24 protein-coding genes are annotated in these 24057 nt (G+C 56.7%); 6 read left to right on the top strand and 18 right to left on the bottom strand.

The features are described 5' to 3' along the window. Window positions 1–56: 56 nt before the first annotated feature. The 4 genes from htpX to A9404_RS02780 form a co-directional block, all read right to left on the bottom strand. Window positions 57–986: a protease HtpX gene (gene htpX, locus A9404_RS02795; protein ID WP_066098464.1), complete on the bottom strand. Its 930-nt coding sequence runs from the start codon at window positions 984–986 to the stop codon at window positions 57–59. 118 nt (window positions 987–1104) lie between these two features. Then, a complete protein-coding gene (locus A9404_RS13070) occupies window positions 1105–1479 on the bottom strand; it encodes an NUDIX domain-containing protein (protein ID WP_082922679.1) in 375 nt (124 codons plus the stop codon). 22 nt (window positions 1480–1501) lie between these two features. After that, complete coding sequence (locus A9404_RS02785) at window positions 1502–1960, bottom strand: hypothetical protein (RefSeq protein ID WP_156521211.1); 459 nt, start codon at window positions 1958–1960, stop codon at window positions 1502–1504. 111 nt (window positions 1961–2071) lie between these two features. Next, entirely contained in the window at window positions 2072–2914 is an 843-nt protein-coding gene (locus A9404_RS02780) for a GNAT family N-acetyltransferase (protein ID WP_082922678.1), read from the bottom strand. Window positions 2915–3109: 195 nt separating this feature from the next. Here A9404_RS02780 and A9404_RS02775 point away from each other — a divergent pair, with 195 nt between their 5' ends. Beyond that, window positions 3110–4138 (top strand): quinone-dependent dihydroorotate dehydrogenase, encoded by a 1029-nt coding sequence (locus A9404_RS02775; RefSeq protein WP_066098457.1) that lies wholly within the window; start codon window positions 3110–3112, stop codon window positions 4136–4138. On the opposite strand, the gene A9404_RS02770 is transcribed toward A9404_RS02775, so the two are convergent. The 8 genes from A9404_RS02770 to A9404_RS02735 all read right to left on the bottom strand — a co-directional run bounded on the left by A9404_RS02770 (window position 4135) and on the right by A9404_RS02735 (window position 11282). Beyond that, window positions 4135–4887 carry a HesA/MoeB/ThiF family protein gene (locus A9404_RS02770; protein WP_066098455.1) on the bottom strand — a complete coding sequence of 251 codons (753 nt, stop codon included), beginning with the start codon at window positions 4885–4887 and terminating at the stop codon, window positions 4135–4137. The two genes, A9404_RS02775 and A9404_RS02770, sit on opposite strands and share 4 nt — an antisense overlap. Window positions 4888–4927: 40 nt before the next feature. Then, complete coding sequence (locus A9404_RS02765; RefSeq protein WP_066098452.1) at window positions 4928–5350, bottom strand: hypothetical protein; 423 nt, start codon at window positions 5348–5350, stop codon at window positions 4928–4930. 66 nt (window positions 5351–5416) lie between these two features. Further along, window positions 5417–6304, bottom strand: coding sequence for a peptide chain release factor N(5)-glutamine methyltransferase (gene prmC, locus A9404_RS02760; protein ID WP_066098450.1), 888 nt, complete (start codon window positions 6302–6304; stop codon window positions 5417–5419). Next, a complete protein-coding gene (gene prfA, locus A9404_RS02755) occupies window positions 6291–7385 on the bottom strand; it encodes a peptide chain release factor 1 (RefSeq protein ID WP_066098448.1) in 1095 nt (364 codons plus the stop codon). The genes prmC and prfA overlap by 14 nt, the downstream gene beginning before the upstream one ends. A gap of 71 nt (window positions 7386–7456) precedes the next feature. Continuing rightward, a complete protein-coding gene (gene hemA / locus A9404_RS02750; RefSeq protein WP_066098446.1) occupies window positions 7457–8719 on the bottom strand; it encodes a glutamyl-tRNA reductase in 1263 nt (420 codons plus the stop codon). Window positions 8720–8819: 100 nt separating this feature from the next. Next, entirely contained in the window at window positions 8820–9677 is an 858-nt protein-coding gene (locus A9404_RS02745; RefSeq protein ID WP_066098444.1) for a phosphatase PAP2 family protein, read from the bottom strand. Continuing rightward, entirely contained in the window at window positions 9674–10708 is a 1035-nt protein-coding gene (locus tag A9404_RS02740) for a glycosyltransferase family 2 protein (protein WP_066098442.1), read from the bottom strand. The genes A9404_RS02745 and A9404_RS02740 overlap by 4 nt, the downstream gene beginning before the upstream one ends. Window positions 10709–10865: 157 nt before the next feature. Further along, window positions 10866–11282, bottom strand: coding sequence for a thioredoxin family protein (locus A9404_RS02735; RefSeq protein WP_066098440.1), 417 nt, complete (start codon window positions 11280–11282; stop codon window positions 10866–10868). A gap of 44 nt (window positions 11283–11326) precedes the next feature. On the opposite strand from A9404_RS02735, the gene A9404_RS02730 reads away from it, so the two are divergent. Continuing rightward, window positions 11327–12244, top strand: a complete 918-nt coding sequence (locus tag A9404_RS02730; protein WP_231880936.1) for an ATP-binding protein — start codon at window positions 11327–11329, stop codon at window positions 12242–12244. 411 nt (window positions 12245–12655) lie between these two features. Further along, on the top strand, window positions 12656–12952 hold the full coding sequence (locus A9404_RS02725) for an RNA recognition motif domain-containing protein (RefSeq protein ID WP_066098436.1): 297 nt from the start codon (window positions 12656–12658) through the stop codon (window positions 12950–12952). A gap of 63 nt (window positions 12953–13015) precedes the next feature. Here the strand turns inward: A9404_RS02725 and A9404_RS02720 are convergent, their stop codons facing one another. The 4 genes from A9404_RS02720 to pepN all read right to left on the bottom strand — a co-directional run bounded on the left by A9404_RS02720 (window position 13016) and on the right by pepN (window position 18620). After that, on the bottom strand, window positions 13016–13822 hold the full coding sequence (locus A9404_RS02720) for a class I SAM-dependent methyltransferase (RefSeq protein ID WP_066098434.1): 807 nt from the start codon (window positions 13820–13822) through the stop codon (window positions 13016–13018). A gap of 78 nt (window positions 13823–13900) precedes the next feature. Further along, entirely contained in the window at window positions 13901–14953 is a 1053-nt protein-coding gene (gene motB, locus A9404_RS02715) for a flagellar motor protein MotB (protein WP_082922677.1), read from the bottom strand. 42 nt (window positions 14954–14995) lie between these two features. After that, window positions 14996–15850, bottom strand: a complete 855-nt coding sequence (gene motA, locus A9404_RS02710) for a flagellar motor stator protein MotA (protein ID WP_066098432.1) — start codon at window positions 15848–15850, stop codon at window positions 14996–14998. A gap of 139 nt (window positions 15851–15989) precedes the next feature. Then, the gene (gene pepN, locus A9404_RS02705; protein ID WP_066098430.1) at window positions 15990–18620 is read right to left on the bottom strand and encodes an aminopeptidase N; all 2631 of its coding nucleotides are present in this window, start codon (window positions 18618–18620) and stop codon (window positions 15990–15992) included. A 144-nt stretch (window positions 18621–18764) separates the two neighbouring features. On the opposite strand from pepN, the gene rdgC reads away from it, so the two are divergent. From rdgC to A9404_RS02690, 3 genes are read left to right on the top strand one after another with little or no spacing between them, the layout of a single operon-like run. Further along, window positions 18765–19655, top strand: a complete 891-nt coding sequence (gene rdgC, locus A9404_RS02700) for a recombination-associated protein RdgC (RefSeq protein ID WP_197490406.1) — start codon at window positions 18765–18767, stop codon at window positions 19653–19655. 47 nt (window positions 19656–19702) lie between these two features. Next, a complete protein-coding gene (purB, locus tag A9404_RS02695) occupies window positions 19703–21082 on the top strand; it encodes an adenylosuccinate lyase (RefSeq protein ID WP_082922676.1) in 1380 nt (459 codons plus the stop codon). A 30-nt stretch (window positions 21083–21112) separates the two neighbouring features. Beyond that, on the top strand, window positions 21113–22507 hold the full coding sequence (locus tag A9404_RS02690) for a hypothetical protein (RefSeq protein WP_066098426.1): 1395 nt from the start codon (window positions 21113–21115) through the stop codon (window positions 22505–22507). Here the strand turns inward: A9404_RS02690 and queG are convergent. Both queG and crcB read right to left on the bottom strand, forming a co-directional pair. Next, window positions 22487–23629, bottom strand: a complete 1143-nt coding sequence (gene queG, locus A9404_RS02685) for a tRNA epoxyqueuosine(34) reductase QueG (protein WP_231880935.1) — start codon at window positions 23627–23629, stop codon at window positions 22487–22489. The two genes, A9404_RS02690 and queG, sit on opposite strands and share 21 nt — an antisense overlap. Beyond that, window positions 23626–24000: a fluoride efflux transporter CrcB gene (crcB, locus tag A9404_RS02680; RefSeq protein ID WP_066098424.1), complete on the bottom strand. Its 375-nt coding sequence runs from the start codon at window positions 23998–24000 to the stop codon at window positions 23626–23628. Before crcB ends, queG begins: the two co-directional genes overlap by 4 nt. Between the last annotated feature and the right edge of the window lie 57 nt (window positions 24001–24057).

Below are 24057 nucleotides of genomic sequence, written 5' to 3'. Positions count from 1 at the left end.
TACAAGAGCGGGTTTTCGGGATTGTTTCGCCGACTTCGGGCGAAGGGTGCGGATAATCAACCGAAGGTGGATGTCACCGCCTGTCCGGATCCGGTACCTGCGCGGAGGGCGGCAATGCGTTCGTCGAGTGGCGGGTGGGACATGAACAGTCGACCCAAGGTGCTGCCGTGGCCGGAAATGCCGAATGCCGTCATTTGCGAGGGCAATTGTGCCGGTGTCTCGTAATTGAGTTTGAGCCGCTCAAGGGCGGCAATCATCTTCTGACGACCGGCAAATCGTGCACCAGCTTCATCGGCGCGGAATTCCCGCTGGCGGGAAAACCACATCACGATGATGCTGGCGAGCACGCCAAAGACCATTTCCGCGATGAATGTGGCCAGGAAGAAGCCGATACCGGGACCATTCTCGTTCTTGAGGAGAACGCGGTCGACGAAGTAGCCGACGATTCGTGCGAAGAAAATTACGAAGGTGTTCACGACGCCCTGAATCAGCGTGAGCGTGATCATGTCGCCATTGGCGACGTGGCCGATTTCGTGACCGAGAACGGCTTCGGCTTCATCGCGGGTCATGTTGGCCAGAAGCCCGGTCGAGACGGCAACCAGGGCGTTGTTGCGGCTGGCACCGGTCGCGAAGGCGTTGATCTCCGGCGAGTCATAGATGGCCACTTCGGGCATGCCAATGCCGGCTTGCTTCGCCTGGCGCTCGACGGTCTGAAGCAGCCAGCGTTCAGCTTCGTTGCCCGGCTGAACGATCACCTGGGCGCCGACACTCCGCTTGGCCATCCATTTGGACATCATCAGAGAAATGAGGGAACCGCCAAAACCAAAAACGGCTGCCAGTACGAGCGTGGAGGTGTAGTTGATGCCACCGCCCCGGTAATCCATGGTCGATCCAAGTCCGAAGACGGAGGAAATGACGAACCAGGCGACGGTCAGGATGAGCATGACTGCCAAGTTGGTTGCAAGGAATAAGAGGATTCGCTTCATGGTGTTTTCTAACGCTCCTGAGAAACAGTGCCAAGCCCGGTGAACATTCAACCCTAGGCGACAATTACTTTAGCCTAAAGTGGGGGCGTCATAGGAAAATTTCAAGTAGCCTTGCATATCATTTATATGTTGGCCGATGTCGATACCAGTGCCCCAGAATGGCATCCACATGAGACTGCCGTGGTAGCTGGGATGTTCCATCCCACCAATGAAATTCTGCGATTTCGCGCGGATTACAGCTGGGCGTGTCCAGGGAGTGGATCAGTACCACGTGATGATGATTGACACTCCCGCGATAGTCACAGCTCGTCAGGCGTTCAGCCGTCTGTGCTTCCATGCCCAATTCCTCGTACAGCTCCCGCACGGCTGCTGCAATGGGGGGTTCTTGGGGATTGGCGCCTCCTCCGGGTAGCGAAAACTTATTGTCGCCGATATCCCGAACCAGAAGAAAGCGACCATCATTGATGACCAGAGCTGTGCCGCGTATGAGCATGATTACGGCATTTCCCGGCCGATCAGGGCATAGGAACGGGGGGCGTCCATCGTCCCGTCTTCAGGTAGATGATCATTTCCGCTTCTCGGACCATATGCTCGATGTGTTGAGGTTGCTGGCGCGGTCGGTCATGCAGGGGAATGTGTTTGAGCAGCTGGGTCAGCTGCTGAACATGCAGAAAGGTCGTGCTGTGGACATATCTTGCGCATTGTTCGATGACCGGGCTCAACCACGACCACGCGGGCGCGTAATACCAGGAAAGCCAGACCATACCGACCGCGTATCGGGCCATACATTGCTGAGCTACGCTGTTGCCGGCAGCGGCAAGGAGGATGTTTGCTTCAGCGCGGGACGGGCATTCTTGCCACCCATCCAAAATGAATCGTTCGACATGACGCAGGAAGCCGGTTTCCGGTTCCGAGAGAGTCTGCAGAAGCATGGGCGTTTCGTGCAGCGTGTCCGGGGTAAGTTCTTCGCGCATAAGGCCCCCTACTCTAGCCCATGGCGACCAACTACGTCGACCGCGCAACCCACTGGCTCTAGAGGATTCTCGGGATGTTGCTGCCTTCATGCGTGGCTCGTGGCTCGTTGCTCAGGCCGCAAACCGGCCAAGATACCGATCGGAACGGGGGGTGTCCTTACGTTGGACGAAATGTCTCAGATATCGTTGCTGCAGCTTCGCCCGGTCGAGCCAGATGAAGACGTCTGCCGTATTGAAATCCTCGTCCCAATAGGCTTCGCTACCCATGCACGCACCCAGCCTCAAGTAGGCCTTGAGCAAAGGTGGGATCTTGAGATCGCCTTGTGCTAACCGATTCGAAGCCAGGGGGGGGAGACCGCGCTTGGTCGTGATTTCCAACCCTGTGGGCAGTGCGAATTTGTGGCTCATTTGAGAAAGGATCTGACGGGCAAGTAAGCCGCCATCGTTCATCGAAATGCTGGCGCAGCCCATCAGATACGCAAAACGGTTGATTTCCATGAACTGGGCCAGCCCCGTCCAGAGCGTGCCGATGGTTGCGCCGTTTCGATAATCGGGATGGACGCAGGTTCTTCCGATCTCCATGACGCGCCCATGGATGTGTTCGATGGCACTGAGATCGAACTCATTGGCGGAATAGAATCCGCCAGCGACTTTTGCCTGCGTATCCGTCAAAATCCGGGTGCATGCCACAACGTCACCCGTATCCAGGTCGTGTACGACCAGATGATGACAGTAGGCATCCAGATCATCGGATTCAATTCCCTTGGGGGCATGGGGCGGGATTTTAGCGCCCAGTTCCTCGACAAAGACGCGGTGACGAAGCGCAAAGGTCGCCCGGATCTCATCAGGCGTAACGGCTAGCCCGACCTGTAAACGATGGCCGGCGTCGATTCCGTCCACGCGTTTCGTCTGATCGGCGTGGATCAACTCTGATTGATCGACTGTATAGGGCATAGGCAAGTTAACCGATTGGATTTGTGTGATTTTGCAGGTTAGATCATGTGCATTTCGCTCTTGTTAAGGTTTTGTGGCCGATGCTTGACACATTGATGAATTTTTCATGAAATCGGAGGCGACCTGCTTGCTCATTGCGCCCCGTCTTGAACTGGGTACACTGGCTGACCCAACGTTCAGTCATTCAAGCTACTCATGAATCTCTATCCCTATCTCCGTGCTCTTCTCTTCCGGTTTGAGCCGGAAACGGCACACCGAGTCACCTTCCAGTTGCTGGATCTGGCCGCCAAGACATCGTGGTGTTCGTACGCCCGCCGACAAGTGACCGAAGATCCTGTCGAGATCATGGGAATACGATTTCCGAATCGTGTGGGACTTGCCGCCGGGCTGGACAAGACGGGGGCGCATATTGATGCCCTGAACTGCCTCGGGTTCGGATTTGTCGAAGTCGGTACGGTCACGCCGCGTCCGCAGCCTGGCAATCCTCGCCCTCGGCTCTTCCGGTTGCCCGACGCAGAAGCGCTGATCAATCGAATGGGTTTCAACAACGACGGACTGGACAGCTTTGTCGCCCATGTTCAGGCGAGACGCTCTCAGGGCGTGGTTGGCCTGAATATCGGGAAGAATTTCGATACGCCCATCGAGCGTGCGGTCGATGATTATCTGATCGGGTTGCGCGGAGTTCATCCGTTTGCTGATTACGTGACCATCAACATTTCCTCACCAAACACCAAGAACCTGCGCGCCCTGCAGGCGGCAGATCAATTCGGTCCGCTACTCTCTGCCTTGCGCCGTGAAAAGGATGTTCTGGATGATCGTCACGCACGCAAGGTTCCGCTGGTGGTCAAGATTGCCCCCGATCTCACCGAGGAGTCTGTCTCGGACATTTCCCGTGTACTGGTTGAGGAAGGGATGGATGGCGTGATCGCCACAAACACGACGATATCCCGCGCTGGGGTTGAGGGTCTGCCGTTTGCCGACGAGACGGGGGGGCTCAGTGGCCGTCCTGTCCGAGAAGCGTCAACACGTGTGATTCGACAGTTGCGTGCAGAGTTGCCGAAAGGCTTTCCGATCATTGGCGTGGGCGGGATCGATAGCGGGACGGCGGCGCTTGAAAAGATTCAGGCCGGCGCCGATCTCGTACAGGTCTATACCGGATTCATCTACCGGGGGCCGGCATTGATTGCTGAAATCAGTCGTGCACTAGCAGACACATCGCGTTAATCCGGGCGCATATGACAGATCGGGCAAGCCGAATCCCGTCGGAAACGAATGGTCCGGAATTCGGTTCGCTTCAGATCGAACAGGGCCAGTCGACCGACCAGCGGTTCCCCGAAACCGACGAGCACCTTGATGGCCTCGGCAGCCTGCAGACTGCCGATCATCCCGACCAACGGCGACAATACGCCGGCGTCGCTGCAACGAAGCGCCTCATGACCTTCCTCGCGGTAGAGACAGCGATAACAGGGCGATTCAGCGCGTCGGGGGTCAAACACGGTCACCTGTCCTTCCATACGAATGGCGGCACCAGAAACGAGCGGCTTTCCCGATCGCATGCAGGCTGCATTCAAGGCGAATCGCAATTCGAAGTTATCGGAGCAATCGCAAACGAGATCGACATCGTCCAGTATCGCGTCCAGGTTGGTGGATGACAGACGTTCGGTGATCAGACGCGTGCGGACATCGGGATTGATCGCCTGGATACGTTTCGCGGCTGAGATCACCTTGTCCATGCCCAAACTATCGGTATCGTGCGAAATTTGACGTTGCAGGTTGCTCAGATCGACCTGATCGAAATCGGCCAGGACAAGTTCTCCTACGCCTGCGGCGGCAAGGTACAGGGCCACGGGCGACCCGAGTCCCCCCAGACCCACAATCAATACGCGTGATTCGGTGAGTTGCTGCTGCCCTTCGTAATCGATTTCGGGAAGCATGATATGCCGGCTGTAGCGGAGGAGTTGTTCGTCGTTCATGGATTGTTGCGGTGGCGTATCGTTTGAAGATAAGCACCTTTCAGTGATAGTGGCGCCAAGGGTCGTCGGAACGCTCGGGGATCGCTGGAGGGCGCAGTTTATGAGACTGTGTCGTCACCTGATCTACGGATACCTGATAGGGCCGCGTCGGCAGGGGGCAGTTTTCCAGTCCAAGCAGTTCGCGCTGATTTTGTTCGGCATATTCGATGAGTGCCAGCTTCATTTTGACCAATAGCGAGGCGTCGAGATGAAAGCCCGCAAGCTGTAGGTGGCGGCGAATGACCCGTAGACAGATGTGTTGCACGTCATAGTGAACTACGAGACACCAGGCATCCTGCCGTTCGGCCTTCAACACGCCGGGAAGATTGCCCAGGAACACGGCTGCGCCTGTGGACTGGTCGCCGTGATGATGCGGGCCACGAAATCGAATTTCCCGTTGTTTGATTAACGTCGATTGATCCATGTCGCTCCTCGCCGCTCTGAAGCTTGCCGTCTAGAGTAACTCAATTGGTCGTGTTTGTACGATTTGTTACCTGCCCGGCTTATGTCCGCCTGTCGTCCTTGGCAGCCCGGCGTAGTCGCTTCGGGTGATCAGCGAGGTGAAGCCGACCTGCGTCAACAGCGCCATAATTGCCGCGGACTGATCGAAACCATGCTCGACCAGGATGTGGCCCCCGGGTTTGAGTACGCGTACGGCTTCCGCGAATAGAACGCGGTAGTCGTCAAGGCCATCGAGGCCGGCAGCCAGAGCAGTGCGGGGTTCGTACCTCAGATCGCCGGTGCTTAGATGAGGGTCGTCATCGGGAATGTACGGGGGGTTGCTGACAATCATGTCCAGGCACTCGTCTGCCAGGCAGTCGGCCCAGTTGCCTTGGAACCAGTGAATGGGGTGACTTGGTACGATGGTCTGCTGATTTTCCCGAGCGACTTTCAGGGCCCCTGCACTCAAATCACTGGCCAGAATCATCGCCCTGGGGCGTTCCACGGCAAGGCACACCGCGAGGATCCCCGAGCCGGTTCCCAGGTCTGCGACGGTCACCTGATCGTCTACGGACAGTAACTCCAACGCCCATTCGAGCAGTATTTCCGTTTCCGGGCGGGGTATGAGGGTGTCAGGCGTGACCCGAAAATCATGCCGCCAAAACCCGCGCGCGCCGAGAATGTAGGCAACTGGGATTCCCTTGGCCCGATCGTAGAAGGCCCGGCGTAGGCGAGTGGCCGCGGCTTCTGAAAGTGACTGCTCGGGATCAATGATCTGACGTGCACGATCGATGCCGGATATACCCGTCACCAGCTGACGAAGATCGATCATGGCATCCGCATCGGTGCCCAGCAGTGCCCTACCCTCGTCGAGCAACGACGCGAGGGTCGCTGGAACATTCCGGGCTGGGTCTTTCCGAGGATCAGTGACTGCCATTGGCCAGAGCCATCAATTGGTCGGCCTGATCGGTCTGGCGAAGGGGTACGATGACCGGATCCAGGTCGCCGGCCAGTACGCGATCGAGTTGGTAGAGCGTCAGGTTGATCCGATGATCCGTGACCCTGCCCTGCGGAAAATTATAGGTCCGGATGCGCTCGGAACGATCCCCTGAGCCGACCAGCGCCTTGCGGGTGGCGGCCTGTTCCGCGTGAACACGCTGACGTTCCTGATCGGCGAGTCGGGCAGCGAGGACGCTCAATGCGCGGGCACGGTTCTTGTGCTGGGATCGCTCGTCCTGACACTCGACGACCATACCGGTCGGCAAATGGGTAATGCGGATGGCTGAGTCCGTCTTGTTGATGTGCTGACCACCCGCACCCGAGGCCCGGAAGGTATCGATTCTCAGCGTCGAAGGATCGAGCGTGACGGCCTCGGCCTCCGGTACAACAGGCATGACGGCCACTGTCGCGGCCGATGTATGCACCCGCCCCTGTGTTTCCGTGGTCGGCACGCGTTGTACGCGATGGGCGCCGGATTCGAATTTGAGTGCGGCATAGACGCCGTCCCCACTGATCTGAGCGACTGCCTCGCGATACCCGCCATGCTCGCCGGGTTGTTCGGAGAGCAATTCCGAACGCCAGCCGCGCTGATCGGCGTAGCGGAGATACATGCGCATCAGATCACCGGCAAAAATGGCGGCCTCATCACCGCCGGTTCCCGCTCGTACCTCAAGAAAGACGTCGCCGTCATCCGCCGGATCATGCGGCAGCAGGTGGAGCTTGAGTGTTTCGTCCAGGGACGCCAATCGCTCCTTGATCAGCGGGATTTCCTCTTCGGCCATGGCCGCGAGATCGGGGTCTGATTCGTTGCTCATCGCGGAGGCGGAAGCAAGATCGATCTTGGCTTTCTTGTAGTCATCCAATGCGCGTACCAGATCGGACAGGCGGGCGTGTTCGCGGGAAAGAGACCGAAACCGCTCCTGATCACTGATGATCTCAGGCTCTGCAAGTAAAGCGGTAATTTCTTCGTATCGCTCGGAAAGGGCGAGCAGACGGTTGAATAAGGCGTCGGATAACATAAGGGATGTCGGTGGCGTTTGGACCCTGGGTAGGGCGAAAAGGACGGAGGCGTAGCTGTGTGCGGAGGGCGCTAACTTTCCGGTTTTTCCGAAAGCCCAAGGACATTCTGGACGGAATGTACCAATGTCAGATCGCCACTGGCACAGGCTTCGCGCAATACGATGGTTGGCCGATGGATCAGTCGGTTGGTCAAGGTATGGGCCAGAAACTCCATAGCCTCTTCGGGCGACTTGCCGGCCGCCATCAACGCCTTGGCCCGGAAAAGCACGTCATCGCGGGTCACTTCGGCCTGATGGCGATAGGATTTGATGAGTTCCGCTCCGGTCTGTAGCTGCACCCACTCGAGGAAGTGGCCGACCTGCAGGTTGATGATCTCTTCGGCTTGTTCGGCCGCCGCCGCGCGGGATTTCTGTCCCTCGTCTATGACAGACTTCAGATCGTCGACGGTATAAAGATAGATATCCTGCAGGTCTGCCACCTGGGGTTCAATATCACGCGGTACCGCAATATCCACCATGAAGATGGGGCGACGTTTGCGCTGCTTGAGCGCCTGCTCGACGGCCCCCTTGCCCAAGACGGGCAAGGGACTGGCGGTTGAGGAAATGACGATGTCCGCCTTGTGCAGATGCGTCGGGATTTCCGTCAATCCGATAGCCAGCCCGCCAAACTGTTCGGCGAGATGATGCGCCCGCTCAATGGATCGGTTCGCGACGATGACCTGGCGCAAACCACTCCCCTGGAGGTGTCGGGCACAAAGTTCGATGGTTTCACCGGCACCAATCAGCAAGGCGGTTTTTTGGGAGAAATCGCCAAATATCTGTTTGGCAAGATTGACGGCTGCAAATGCTACGGATACGGGGCTGGCGCCGATCTGTGTATCGGTTCGGACCTGCTTGGCCACGGAGAAGGTATGTTGGAACAGACGACCTAGGACGGGGCCAAGCGCCTGTGCATCCTGAGCGACCGTAAAGGCATCCTTGATCTGGCCCAGAATCTGGGGCTCGCCCAGGACCATGGAGTCCAAGCCGCAGGCAACGCGCATCAGATGACGGATTGCCAGCTCGTCCTGATGTGCATAGACATAGGGCGCAATGGCATCGATCGGTAATTGATGGAATGTGGCCAGCCACTCGATCAGATTTTCGCGAACGCATTCCGAGTGTGCGTAGATTTCGGTGCGATTGCAGGTCGATACAATTGCCGCTTCCTTGGCGCCACAGCCGTGAATCAGATCCTTCAGTGCCGACGGCAGCCGATCCACGCCGAACGCGATGCGCTCCCGCACATCGACCGGTGCCGTTTTATGATTCAAACCGAAGGCGATTAGTGACATAGCCGACAATTATACCTCGCCATCCTGTCCACGCCCACCCAAGCGCGTGGATTCTCAGCGAGAATATTAGCAAAAACTGAAATAACCTGCGTTTTGGTCATCATGAGCGACCCAAATCGCGCAAGGGCAGCCTTTTGCGGTTGCGATACGAAGGCCAGTACCAACGGGAAGCAAGCAGGAGAACGGCGAGTGACAGGATGGCTACGGTCCAATTCGCCCAGATGCCTTCCGGATAGCCCGTGTTGTACCAGGGCGCTGTCAAGCCACAAAGGCCGGTAATGAACAGCCCTGCCGGTGTGGTCCATCTGGCGTTATGCAAGGACTTCCATCGATTCAGGAGACGTTGGCCAAGCAATACGGAAACGAGACCGATCACGGCGCCTGCCAGAACGTCCGTCGGCCAGTGCACCCCGACGGCCATTCGAGAAATCGCAAGCAGCGTCGCCCCGGCAAGCGTGAGTAACGCCGTACCGAAGGAAAGCCGAAGTCCGATGATCAGAAGACCGGCCAGCGTAAATGCCGTAACCGAATGCCCGGAGGGAAAGCTGCCGTGGTCGAGTCGGTGGCCGATCAGGTGAAAGGTATCGAGCGGGAGCACCGCAGGGGGTCGAGGTATGTCCAGGATCGGTTTCAGGGTATGCGTCATCACCGTCGCCAGAATTGCCGACAGGAGCAGTAACGCGGCAAGTTTCGGACGCCAGAGCAGTACGGGCAGCAACAACCCCAAGGCGAGATAGGTGTCAGCCAACGAGCTGAAACCGGACCATATCGCCGGTGCCAGCGGCCCGAGGTTGTTGAAGTCGTGGAACAGGGTGAGACGCAGACCTGGTGTGGCAGCAACCACAATCAGACTGATCGCGGCCGTCAGGATGAATCCGTAGGCCAGTTTCATCCCGGCACTGGGATCATCCATCGGATCCTGTGCCCAATGCGGAAACTGTGTCGCAAGTTTGTTCATGAAACCGTCTGTTCGGTAGGGGGGGATGATTCAAGGGGCTGCTTCCAGTCGGGCGCATCAAGCGCCTCCCCTGCGCTAGGTCTGAGGTGATAGGAACGAACGTCCTGGGCTTCATGGTATGTCCGCGACAACATTTCAGAGAGGACGCCGGTCGTCAGTATTTGAACCGAAATAAGCACCAGCATGATGCCGACCATGAACAGCGGTCGATCACCGATATTTTCCCCCAGCAACTTCAAAATCAAGAGGTAGAACAAAGTCAGGCCACCCAGTGCGCCGAAGCCCAGTCCGAGCATCCCGAAAAAGTGGGCCGGACGTGCGGCAAAGCGCATGAAGAAATAGACGGAGATCAGATCGATGATGACACGAAAAGTTCGCGACAGCCCATATTTGGATACACCAGCCGTCCGTGCGTGGTGGGCCACGACCTCTTCCTTGATCCGGCTTGGGGCCGTCTGAGTCGCAAGCCAGGCTGGAATGAACCGGTGCATTTCACCGTACAAACGAACGCCCTTGATCACGGAGGCACGGAATACCTTCAGGCTGCAGCCGTAATCATGAAGCGTCACGCCGGTTATCTTTCGGATGAGTCGATTGGCTATTTTCGACGGCACCTTCCTGAGCCAAAGATTGTCCTGACGATTCTTTCGCCAGCCGGCGACAAGGTCGAGATCCTCGGCAATCAAACGGTTCACCATCCGCGGGATATCGATGGGGTCGTTTTGCAGATCGCCATCCAGCGTGGCGATGACATCGCCGCGAGCCAGATCGATCCCGGCCTGCATGGCTGCGGTCTGACCAAAATTTCGTGCGAGGGGGACGAGTCGAACATGGTTGCCGTACGCTGCCTGTCCTTCGGTGATACGTTGAACGGTGGCATCTGCGGAGCCGTCATCGATCAAGAGGATTTCCCAGGGGGCAGGATATTCCGACAGGGCCTGATGGACTCTGGCCAGCAAGGGCGCAATATTGTCTTGTTCGTTGAAAACGGGAATGACCAGCGACAGCGGTGCCGCATTCATTGAGGTCATACATGCTCCTTGGGGCGAATTGGGGCGAAATTCTTGCGGATTTAAGGACCCGTTAAGGTCCTTATTTAAGCGCGAGGGCGCAATTGCGTCGGAAAGTGTAAGCCAAAAACGCCATCGCACCCTACCCTGCTGGTATCAGTGCCTTGGCGATTGGGGTTCATTGGGGCCAATAACGGCTCAATTTTCCGCGCAGGCTGGATTCGGAGATGGTGCCGACAATCACGTCGACGATCAGGCCGTCGTGAACAAGAAGCGTGGTCGGGGTACCCATGATACGGAGGATTCGCGCCAATCCCTGTTGTGTCTGGACATTCAGATGGTATAGCGGCAGAGAATGCAGCTGGGCCAGATTGTCAACGATGGGCGCCATGCGGTGACAGGCGCCACAGTTGGGCGATTCAAAGAAGAAAAGGCCATCACTCCTGCCTGGCTCATCTGTGGCAAGCAGTTCAATCAGTTCTTGGGGTGCCGGATTGCCACGCATGCTTTTCGCGTGGCGCACCATGATCCACTGTCCAAGCAAAATCAGCAGAACGAGGGCAAGAAGGACGGCGGGAACAGTCATATCGGGCATGGGAATCCTTGTCGCTCGGGTACACTCGGCAGTTCAATTGCGCCATGCTACGTTTGGAGAAAGATCCTTTCCAGCAGCACTTCATCGAGTCCAATAGTATGCCAGTTCCATTTCGTTCCAAACTCAATGCACGCAAACTGAAACAGGGGCGTCCGACCCGCTGGCCGGATTTTATTCGGGACGACTCCGTTCGAGCGACGCCGCACTCTCGGGCCCTTGCTCAGCGTTGGATTCCTGAGCGGGGATTTGTCCTGATCCCGAATCCTGCACTGTCTGAGCCTGAGGATCTCCTGCATCGCAACCGACAGCTGGATTTAATCGATCGAAATACCCGGTTATTCCGCGATGGGAAGCCTGCCAATCATGCGCTGCTTTGGGGCGCGCGGGGAACGGGAAAGAGCGCGATGGTCCGTGCCATGCTCAAACGCTATGGCGGTCCGGATCTTGGCATGATCGAAATAGCGCATTCGAGTCTGAGTGAACTTGCCGACCTCATGCAGATTCTTTCCCGTGTCGATCGACGCTACATGCTGTTCATCGATGATTTGTCGTTTGATGCCCATGATGCCCGGTATAAGGGACTGAAAGCGCTGTTGGATGGTTCGCTTCTTAGCTCGACGCATAACGTCGTGGTGTATGCCACATCCAACCGTCGCCATCTGTTGCCGGAGTCCATGGCGGACAATCTGAACGGCCGAATTGTTGACGGTGAGCTGCATGAAGGCGATGCCATTGACGAGAAGATATCCTTATCCGAGCGATTCGGTCTTTGGCTGGCGTTTCACCCGTTCACGCAGGAACAGTATCTCGATATCGTCTCGGCTCATTTAGCTCAGGCCGGGAGCAGTGCATCCGACACGAACTGGCATGAAGAGGCGTTACGGTTTGCCCGCCTTCGCGGTTCGCGCAGCGGGCGGGTTGCCATGCAGTTCGTTCAGTATTGGCAGAGCCTGAATGTGTAGGTGGTAATTAATGAGCCTCCAATCGAATTGGATCGACTTAAAATGGGACAATCTCCCACCGAAAAATGCGGGGCGATTTTTGTTTTACCCAATAAAATAAAGAAGTTGAGCGGCCTATTTTATGTTGATGCTAGCTTGTTTCAACTTGAATTGCTTATGCAGTTAACCCGCTTGCGAATAAAGTGACAAAAATATGTCCGCGCGTGATTTGTATTTACACAACAGTTGTTGACGCTTTTGATAGCCTCAGGGCGAAACTACTTGTATTTCATCCCTTTTGGTTTATTGTCGGCAGGGTATTTATTGCGGGGGCGGTCGCTGCCGAACAGTAAATACCTGTGTGCAGGGTTTTCAGTGCTAGGCGCTCCACACGGTTGAAACGTTAGCACGTGTACGAGAGTATTTTTCCCGATGATTAATATCTATGTTGGCAACCTGTCCTATCAGTCTGACGATGCGGACGTTCGCGCTGCATTCGAAGTATTTGGTGAAGTCAAATCCGCCAAAGTGATTCAAGACATGGCCACAGGTCGCTCCAAGGGTTTCGCCTTTGTTGAAATGACCGACAAAGCTGCAGGCATGAACGCCATCGAGCAGCTGGACAACACCGATCTGAACGGACGCAATATCCGCGTCAACGAAGCTCGTCCCCGCGAGCGCAGCAACGACCGTGGCGGTGACCGCGGTGAGTTCCGCGCACGTCGCTAATAAAGCGTTCGCTTTTTAGCTGACCACCGGCCACCTTTTTGGTGGCCGAGCTTTTTTGGGGATTCAAATACTGCTTAACGCAGATACTTTTGCGTCCTGCTTTGCATTTTCGGCCTCGGCACTTCGATGCGTACGATGTGCATAGACAAACAAGTCAAACTGATGGGCGGGAAGAATCTCATCTTCCTCGATACCGGGCACGCTGAAAGCCAGGCTCAGCAGCGCAGATTCCCGACGCATATCCCGTTCGGCCTTTCGCCACACCCACAACATGGGTTCTGGAGAGAGAAACGCAAATACCACATCGAACGGTGTCCATGAAATCTTCCAGAAGTCCCCGAAGCGGATTTCACAATTGGATAGGTTTCGACATCGCCATCGGGCAAGCAGATAGAGTACCGGGGCACTCTCGATACCCACAAATTGTCGCTCAGGATGCAATTTGGCAAGGTGCATCACCAGCCGTCCGTCGCCACATCCGATATCCAGCAGGCTTTGGTATTGATGAAGGGTCATGTAGCGGGACAAAGACTCGCCGACGATCCTGTCCGATCGGTACAGAGGAATCCGCGTGAAGATTGCGTTCCATTGCAAGGCAATCAACACCACGGATAGTCCAAAGAACCACCAGGGATTGATGGTGAATGACAATACCGTCGCCAGGGGAGCGATCAGGAGGACGGGACGCCACCATGCGGGCAACAGTCTCCATCCGATAAGCATGGCAAAGAAGCCGGTGATGGCCGCCGCAACAGGGAGAGAGACGTGCGGCAGATGTTGCTGATTACCGAGATAAAGCAACGCGGTTGTCATCACTATGCCGGCAGAAAGCGCAACGAGCGCGATGGCGAAAGTGAACGAACGTCTCATGATTCGGACTTGGCCAGTATGCCGGCACGGTTGATCTCTGGCTGTGCACGCACAAATCGGGGGTTCATCGTCGCGCGCTTAGTGAGTTGCGCTGCCATCATGACCCGTTGGCGCAGCGTTACTGCCCGTCGCGCCGACAGGTGCCGTCGGTGCATTCATGGGTGGGGTCAATTGCGTATCGATACCCAGATTGGGTGTGATCAACTGAATTTGTCCGTTGGTATCGGACGATCCGCCGACGGCTTTGAAGTCCGTCGGATTGAGCACGCGTTCCGTCGCCGTGTCGTTCATGACGATGATGGAAATGCGCCGGTTTCTCGGATCCGCAGGATCCTCCGGGATGAATGGCAAGGCATCTGCCATGCCAATGACACGAAGCAGTTTTTTCTCGTCGTACCCATCCTTGACCAATTCCCGACGTGCCGCATTGGCCCGATCAGCTGAAAGTTCCCAGTTGCTCCGATCGATACCGTTATAGGGCAACGCATCGGTATGACCAATGATACTGAGCCGATTGGGTAGCTTGTTGATCACCGGGGCAAGCTTGTTGAGGATTTCGGCCGCATAGGGCTCGAGGTGCGTTGATCCGACCTTGAACATCGGTCGTTTGGCCTGATCGAGAATCTGGATTCTGAGACCATCGCGCGTCATGTCCAGGCGAATCTGGTCCTTGTAGTTCTTCAGTGCCGGATCGATGTTGATCAGCGACTCAAGCTCCTTCTTGAGGTCTTCGATGCGCTTCTTGTCGGCTTCCTCGATTTTCTTGCGGGCTTCTTCCTCCGTCAGTTTATGCTCGTCGAGATTCGGTTTTGGGGTGGGATTCGTTCCATTGTGCACCTGCCCCTGCTGCCGGGTCAGATCTTCACCCCCGGCATTGATGAGGCTAACCGATGCACCGGCACTGGGCCCGCCTTCCAGGGTCACTTTGAGGGGGTTGGTGAAATAATCAGCGATACCCTTGAGCTTTACCTCCCCTACGGAGCCAAGCAGCCACATGAGCAGGAAAAACGCCATCATGGCCGTCACGAAGTCGGCGTAGGCAATTTTCCAGGCGCCGCCATGGTGACCATGGTGCCCCTTGTTGACCTTCTTGATGATGATCGGTTTGGCTTGATCCGGCTGTTCGGCCATCGCTCTACTCTCTTTCGCGCGCTGACGCCGCGGCGGCGCGCATTATTTCTTCTCTTTGAGATATTCCTCGAGTTCCTGGAACCCGGGACGATCGGACGAGAAGAGGACCTTGCGGCCAAATTCCGCGGAAACCTGCGGCGGATAGCCATTCATGAATGCAATCATGGCCGCCTTGATGCTTTGATAGTACTTGGTCGAATCGTTGACCTTGTGCTCTAGGTTGGTTGCGACAGGCGCGACGACACCGTAAGAAATCAGAATACCCAGAAAAGTCCCAACAAGCGCGGCAGCGATCAAACCGCCGAGCACGGACGGGGGCTGATCTACTGACTCCATGGTGTGGATCACACCGAGTACTGCCGCGACAATACCAAATGCTGGCAACCCATCTGCCATCTTCGCAATCCCTGTACCGGGCAATGAGGCTTCCTGATGGTGGGTTTCAATATCGATATCCATGAGATTATCGATCTGATGGACATCCAACGTGCTCGATACCATCAAACGCAGATAATCAGTAATAAAATCTACCGCATGATGATCGGCCAAGACGGTGGGCGCCTGCTGGAATAGCGCACTGTTGTGCGGATCTTCGATATCTTCCTCGATGGCCATCAGGCCCTCCTTGCGCGCCCGAGTAAAGATATTGAATAGCAGCGCCAGGGTTTCCATGTAGAGGGTTTTTTTGTACTTCGATCCCTTGATGGCGGTCCCAAAGCCGCCAAGGGTGGCTTTCATCGTCTTGCCCGAGTTGCCTCCGACAAAGGCCGCAATCCCGGCCCCTAGAATCATTAGATATTCAATGGGTTGGAATAAAATGATCAAGTGGCCACCAGCAAGTATGAAACCACCGATGACCGATGCAAACAATAATATCCAACCGATAATGAGGGTCATATTTCTTCCGTAGTTCTCAGGTGTCGATGAACAGGTAATCGCCTGTCGGGAAGCGGTTACCCGGTCATCCGATCCCTAACGATAGATCGTCACATTTCACGTTTTCTTTAACCTTATACCAAAGCTGTGGAGGCGGGAATCAGTAGCCCAAAGATTTTCCCGTAATCTCCGACAGATCCGGGGAACAGGCCGGTCTTTCGTTCATGCGCACCAGAGCTTCCTTCATGAGAATTGCCCGGGCTGGATCTAGCCTTTTCCATATGTTGAACGCCGTTGCAAGCCGCGCGGCCAGTTGCGGATTGAATCCGTCGATTTCGATGATCCGGTCGGCAAGCCATTGGTACCCATGGCCATCAGGGGCATGAAAATCCATAAGATTTCCACGGGCGTAACTGCCGATCAGGGCATGCACGCGGTTGGGGTTCTTCAGGGAAAATGCGGGATGCCCCATCAGTTGACGCACGCGTTCCAAGGCATCCCCATCCGTTCGCTGGGCCTGCAACGCAAACCATTTGTCCATGATCAGTGGGTCATGACGCCAGCGTTCCTCAAAACGCGCCATGAGGCGCTCGAAGACGTCCGTCGGACGCACGCTCAAAGCAAACAGGGCATTGAAGGACTCGGTCATGTTGTCCGCTCGATCGAATTGGGTGACTGCCAACTGTAGCCAGGCAGGCCGATCAAGGGTCGTGAGATAGGAAAGGACCAGTCGCCGTACCTGCCTTTGACCGACGGCACGCGGTTCATATCGATAATGATCAGCGGGCTGATTCTTTTCGTACACAAGCAATAATGTAGATTCCCAAACCTCGGCCAACTGTCGTCGCAGCAGGTTTCTCTCACGATGGATCGCTTCGAATGGAATGTTTTCGTCGAACTGGTCGGCGAGGTATTTCTCGCTGGGAAGGCTGATGCATTCGGCGACGAACATGGGGTCCTGGTCTGACTCGAGCAGAATTTGACCGAATGCGTGTGAAAGCCCCTCTGGCAGCGGTGGTTCCGACTCCGATGGCCCGTTCTGCCCGGATTTGATCCGCTCAAGAAGCGTGAGCAGCCAGAGTTTCTGCATGGCATCCCATCGGTTGAAAGGATCCGAATCCGCATGACTGAGGATGGCAAGTGCTTCCTGATCATAGGGATAATGGATTTCCACCGGCGCGGTGAATCCGCGATTCAGCGAGGGAATAATGCGGATGTTCGGCGGAACGTCTACCGAAAAACTCCAGGACTGATGCATTTCACACACGGTCAGCGTCTGTACCAGGACACCCGTGCCGTCCAGAGCGATCGGATCTCCTTCAGCGGTAAACAGTGCCACGTCCAGCGGCATCATGTAGGGTTCGCTGCCTGAAATTTCCTGTTGAATCTTGAGAATGTACTGACCCGGCAATCGGGCGTCGGAGACCCGGAGCTTGGGCGTTCCGGCAACGTCATACCAGCGCCGGAATTGGGACAGATCCTTGCCGGATGCCTCACTCATGCACTGGAGAAAATCCTCGATCGTCACTGCCTGACCATCGAATCGATCGAAGTACAGATCGGTACCGCGTCGGAAGGTCTCCCAACCAAGGAGATTGCGCTGCATTCGAACGACTTCGGCGCCCTTGTTGTAGACCGTGGATGTATAGAAATTATTGATTTCCCGATAGGACTTCGGTTGTACGGGGTGTGCCTGAGGTCCGGCGTCTTCGGCGAACTGAATCTGGCGCAGCATGTTGACGTCCTGGATCCGATTGACAGCCCGGGATCCCATATCCGCTGAAAATTCCTGATCCCTGAAGACGGTAAACCCTTCTTTCAGCGACAACTGGAACCAGTCACGACAGGTGACGCGATTTCCGGACCAGTTATGAAAGTATTCATGGGCGACCACGGACTCGATGCCGGCGTAATCGGCATCCGTCGCCGTATCGGGCTTGGCGAGAATGTATCGGGAGTTGAAGATGTTCAGCCCCTTGTTCTCCATGGCCCCCATATTGAAATCGTCCACGGCCACGATATTGAATACATCGAGATCGTATTCGCGGCCGTAGGTCTCCTCGTCCCAGCGCATCGACTTCTTCAGCGAATCCATTGCATGTGCACAGCGATCGGCATTATGCGGTTCGACATAGATGGCCAGGTCGATCTTTCTGCCGGATTGCGTGATGAAAGTGTCCTTAAGCGCCGTCAGCTTTCCGGCGACCAGGGCAAACAGATAGGACGGCTTCGGATGCGGATCCACCCAGCGTGCGATTTGCCGACCCTCCCCGGCCGACTCAAGACTCACCGGATTGCCATTGGCCAGCAACACGGGATAGTCCAGTTCGTCGGCGATGATGGCAACGGAATAGCGCGCGAGGATATCCGGACGATCCACGAAGTACGTGATCCGACGGAAACCTTCCGGTTCGCATTGCGTGCAGAAATTGCCCGCTGATTGATACAGGCCCTCTAGAGCCGTATTGGCCGCCGGGTTGATTTCGGTGACGATGGTCAGCACGAAGTCTTCACGAACATCAGGCAAGGTCAAAAGCCGATCCGTCAGCGCGAACTTGTGCTCGGACAACTTCTCGCCGTCGTAATCGATGGAGATCAGTTTGAGTGACTCGCCGTTTAGGATCAGCGGACGGGAATGACTGCCATTTCGGCGTACATGCATGGTCGCGCTCACCCGTGTGGCGATCGGATCCAAATTGAAGGTCAAATCGATCGTATCGATCAGGTAATCCGGTGCCTGGTAATCCGCGAGGCGGATTTCGCGGGCCGAAGTACGTTCGTTGGTTGACATAGACTCAAACTCGTATGGGGTCGTGCGACGGTATTCGCCCAAGAGTATACCCTTCAGCACATTCATTGGGGCGGTGCCCGCCGCGTGCGTAGGCAGGCCGTCGTCTGATGCGGCATAATGGCGGGAATTCAGAAGGAGGTATTCATGTTTTTTCGCCAATTGTCGGTGTATCGGCTGGAAACGGCCGTCTCCGATTTCGACGCACTCGCCGAGAAGCTGAGTGAAAAACCCTTCATGCCGACCCGGGCCCAACAGGTCGAGTCCGTCGGCTGGGAGACCGCAATTGGCGAGAATTTCGTGCACGATACGGACGAAGCCGCGCGCATCGCCCTGCGTCGCGAAGAACGATCCGTGCCTGCCGGCGTGGTTCGCGATGAAGCGGAAAATCGTCTGCGCGCCCGCAATGGGGACAGTGGTGAACCCACGCGTGCAGAACGGGTTGCCATGCGCGATGCCGTATTCCTGGAACTGTTGCCGCAAGCCTTTCCCCGTCAGGCCGTGACTCAGGCCATCATTGACCGGAAGCACGAGCAGGTCTGGTTTGATACGGTCACGGCCAACAAGATCGAGCGGCTGAGCAACCAGCTTCGGGAGTCGCTGGGCCAATGGCGGATGGTGCCCCTGCTCGCCGGTCAGGACATATCGGCCCATCTTTCCGCCTGGCTGCTCGGCACCCCCCCCGAAGGATTTGAAATCGGCGAAGCGGCCAAGCTCGTCGATTTGCGCGAAGGCGGCACAGTGACGGTTTCGAAGCTTGCCCTGCCCGATCCGCACGTCATCGCGCATCTTCACGAAGGCATGAAGGTCGACCAACTCGAACTGATCTGGCGTGAACAGATTCGTTTTACCCTGCGCGCGGATGGCGGACTCACTCGAATCAAACCTACGGACTTGCTCGAAACCGATCCCAACGAGTCCATCGATGACGCCGACCAGCAGTTGGATGCGGATCAACGCCTCATGGTTGAAGCCTTCCGTCGCTTGATCAATGATCTGCAGCACGTGCTGCAAACCGCTGAGAACCCGGCCCGCTAACCGCGCGCATCGGTCCAGCTTGACCAAAATACCCAGGTACCCATCAGATGCAGACAGATATTGATTTTTCCCTGACCGCCATCAGCCCCGTCGATGGTCGCTACACCCGCCATACCACCTCTCTCCAACCCTATTTCAGTGAATTTGCGCTGATCAAGTATCGCGTTCTGGTTGAGATTGAATGGCTGAAGGCCCTGAGCGCGCATCCCGGTATTGGCGAAGTCCCTACCCTGTCCCATGCCGCCAAGCTCTTCCTTGACGAAATCGTGGAAAATTTCGATGTCCCCCAAGCCCAACGGGTCAAGGAAATCGAACGTACCACCAACCATGATGTCAAGGCCGTGGAGTATTTCCTGAAGGAATCTGTAGCGGATTTCGCGGAACTGAACGATCTGAGCGAATTCTTCCATTTCGCCTGTACCTCGGAAGACATCAACAACCTGGCGTACGGACTGATGCTGAAAGGCGCGCGCGATGCAGTACTCCTCCCGGTACTGGATGAAATCATCGCCGACCTGCGCACCAAGGCGCATCAGTGGGCTGCCGTTCCCTTGCTGTCGCGCACGCATGGTCAACCCGCCTCGCCCAGTACCATCGGAAAGGAAATGGCCAACGTGGTCGCGCGCCTGCTGCGTCAACGGACTGCCATCGAAAACACGGCCATCCTCGGCAAGATCAACGGCGCTGTCGGCAATTTCAATGCTCACCTGGCAGCGTATCCGGAACTCGATTGGCCGGCGTTTTCCGAGACATTCGTTCAGGGCCTGGGCTTGACGTATAACCCGTACACGATTCAAATCGAACCGCACGATTACATCGCGGAACTGTTCGATGCCTTCGTCCGTTTCAATACCATCCTGATCGATTTTGCGCGCGATATCTGGGGCTCCATTGCCCTGGGCCATTTCAAGCAACGCGTCGTCGCCGGGGAAATCGGTTCATCGACGATGCCGCACAAGGTCAATCCCATCGACTTCGAAAACGCGGAAGGAAACCTGGGGGTTGCCAATGCCCTGCTCACGCATTTGGCGCAAAAACTGCCGATCAGTCGTTGGCAACGCGACCTGACGGATTCCACTGTCTTGCGTACACTGGGCGTCGGACTTGCCCATGGTCTGATCGCCTATCGTTCGTTACTCAAGGGGCTCGGCAAGCTCGAAGTCGACGAAATGCGCTTGCGGGCGGAGTTGGATCAGAATTGGGTCATTCTGGGTGAGGCAATTCAGACGGTCATGCGCCGCTACGGAATCGAAAACCCGTATGAGCAGCTTAAAGCGCTGACCCGCGGGCAAACCGTCGATGCCACGACCATGCGCGCGTTCATCGAACAGTTGAGCGAAGTGCCTGAGGAGGCCCGCCAGCAATTGCTGGCTCTGACCCCGGCGGACTACACCGGCAATGCGATCGAGATGGCCAACAGGATCTAGAGCCAAAACCAAATCCCAGGTGGTGCCGTCATGCCCTTACCGAACGACTGGATCGCATACCTGAAGGAGACGCCACTGCCGGTGCGTCGCGAGGTGCATCAGCAGGTCTGTCGCGCCCTCTGGAGCGATGAGGTCGATCAGGGCGTTCTGGTTGGCTGGTTGCGACGTGATCCTGGGGCGTGCGCCTTCATCATGGGGACGGCCGCGCGCGCGCAGCGAGCCAGGGAGCGTACCGCTCCGCACAGTCTTGACCACGCGCTCTCGCTACTGGGCATCACCTGGGCCAAAAGCGAAATTCCGAAGTTGCCGGTCCTGGAGGACGTCCTGACCGACGCGCTTCGTCTGGGCGGTTATTTCATGGCCCTGAGCCGCAGTCTTCATGCTGCGCGGCATGCTGAGAGCTGGTTGATCGAATTTCGTGACACGAATTACGAAATCGTCGTGTTGGCGACACTGCTGCACAATTTCATCGAACTGGCGTTATGGCGCGATGCCCCGGAGCTGGCACAAGCATCTCTCGCCCGCGTGCGGGACGGCCTCGACAAGACGTTTGGACAAGCCCTCTTCCACGTTCTCAAGGAACACGGGGTTGATCTGTCCCAGCTGGAGCAGGAACTGGGGGCGTATTACTACCTGCCGACGCAACTGTATCTCGATGAGTCCGCCTCCCCGATGCTTGCGCGGCAGCATCAGACGATCGTCCTCTTGGCCCGACGCTTGTGCTTTTACAGTGAAGAAGGCTGGTATCACGAGGGGATCATGAGCATCAAGCAGCAAGTGGCTCTGATGCTCAATCGCGATCAATCTTCGACGGATCAGCTGATCCACAAGACGGCGATCCAGACGGCGCACGAGTTCGACCCGATGGGTTTCTACTGCAGTGCGAAGATGCTGGTCGAAGCCTCACCCGTTCAGCGTGGGATCTGGCCATTGCCCAGTGACTATGGCATACCCCCGACCAACCAGCAGCGCGCCCTGCTCGGCATTTCCGAGCGCGTCACGCGCCATCGCCATGATCCGCTGCTCATGCTCAAAGGATTGCTGGCCAGCCTGATCGAAGGACTGCATTGCCGAAGTGTCGTGGTCTATGGTGTCGGCCGGGGCGGACAGATGCTCTCGCTGAGCATCAACAAGCGACCAGCGGAAGAACCGGTGCCGCAACACCTGACTTTGGGAACCAATCCCCTTTTCCAACGCCTGTTCGCGGGAAACAAGGCCATCCTCGTCCAGGAGGAGAATCGATCTAAGCTCATCCGTCTGGTGGATGATCAGGGTCAACAACTGATCGGAACGGATTGCTACCTGCAAACCTTGAGTTGGCAAGGCAAGCCGTTCGTCCTGCTGATCGTCGATGTGCATTCGGGTCTGGGCGTTCGCGACATGGCCCCCGTTTTCGACCATTTTCTACAGTTCTGGTCCGCCTGATCGACCGTCACCGGGACGCTGCCAGCGGATTTTTTCTGTTGACTGGACGGTCCGCCCTACTGAAGCCTGATCGAGTGCCCAGTTGATATGCCGATCCAGCTGCGCGCTGACCTGTCCTAACCGCGTGAGAAGCACTGCAGTCACTTGAGCCGCTTCACCCGGATTCGACCGCAATCGGTTACCCAGTGCCACGGCAATGTTCCGCAACCAGCGCTGCCATCCGATTCGGCGGATCGCCATGCCTTCGGTGCGCTGCAGGAATGTCGCCTCGTCCCAGGCGAACAGCGCACAGAGATCCGGCGCATCCAAGCCATGTCGTGCACGGAAATCCGAATCGACGGTCACACGCGAAAACCGATTCCACGGGCAAGTCAGCTGACAATCATCGCAGCCGTAGATCCGGTTACCCATGGCCGCACGATAAGCGACGGGAATATCCGCATCCGATTCGATGGTGAGATAGGAAATGCACCGCCGGGCGTCCACGACCCCATCGGCCACGATCGCTCGGGTAGGACATACGTCGATGCAGGCCGTGCAGGAACCGCAATGGCCGGACATTGGCGGATCGACCGGCAGCTCGAAATCGATGAACAACTCACCCAGAAAGAACCAGGAGCCGCTTTCCCGATTCAGGATCAGTGAATGCTTCCCTTTCCAGCCCATGCCCGACTTTTCCGCAAGACCGGTTTCATAGACCGGCGCGGAATCGACGAATGCCCGGTAGCCGAATGGACCGATGTCAGCCTGTATGCGATCCGCAAGTTTCTGCAGCTGATTGCGCAGTACCTTGTGGTAGTCGCGTCCCAGGGCATACCGGGAAACGTAACCCAGATGCGGATTGCCCAAGACGTGCTCTGGGCCAGCCACATCGGGGGGGAAATAGTTCTTGCGGACGGTCAGAACCCGTTGGGTTCCTGGATGGAGTTCCTGCGGACGAAATCGCTTCAGACCATGTGCTTGCAGATAGGCCATGTCACCGGCGTAACCCTGCGCCATCCAGTTCGTATAGCCCGATTCGTAGCGGGATAGATCGGTGTCGCAGACACGCAGATCGTCAAAGCCCAGTTCGAGCGCCCAGGCGTGCAGCTGACGCTTAAAGGCAACCGGATCCTCGATCAAATGCGCTCCGCAAGGAGCATGCCGCCACGCGCCGCAGCAAGGCACGCCGTGATGGTCACGGTAATATACAGACCGGAAACCCACCACTGATGTCGTTCGAACAGGGTCAGCGAATCGATCGAGAAGGTCGACATGGTGGTGAAGGCACCGAGAAAACCGGTGAGTATGGCCACGCGGTACTCCGTCGGCATCTGCAGCTTGGTCAACAGATAGATGCCGAGAAAGCCCATAAGCGCGGAACCGAGGATGTTGACTGTCAAGGTGCCCCAGGGATATTGACGGCCAAAATGGTGGGCCATGAACACCGTGACGCCGTATCGCGCCATGGCGCCGAGGGCTCCGGCCAGTGCAAGCAGTGCGTACAATCTCATGGATGCCTACTCAAGATGCGTTGGGTGAAACAGTATCGAAGCCATCCGACCAGATGG

Source organism: Halothiobacillus diazotrophicus (assembly GCF_001663815.1).
Lineage (GTDB): Bacteria > Pseudomonadota > Gammaproteobacteria > Halothiobacillales > Halothiobacillaceae > Halothiobacillus > Halothiobacillus diazotrophicus.
The sequence above is the reverse complement of the archived record's forward strand: the minus strand, read 5'-3'. Positions and strand labels throughout refer to the sequence as shown.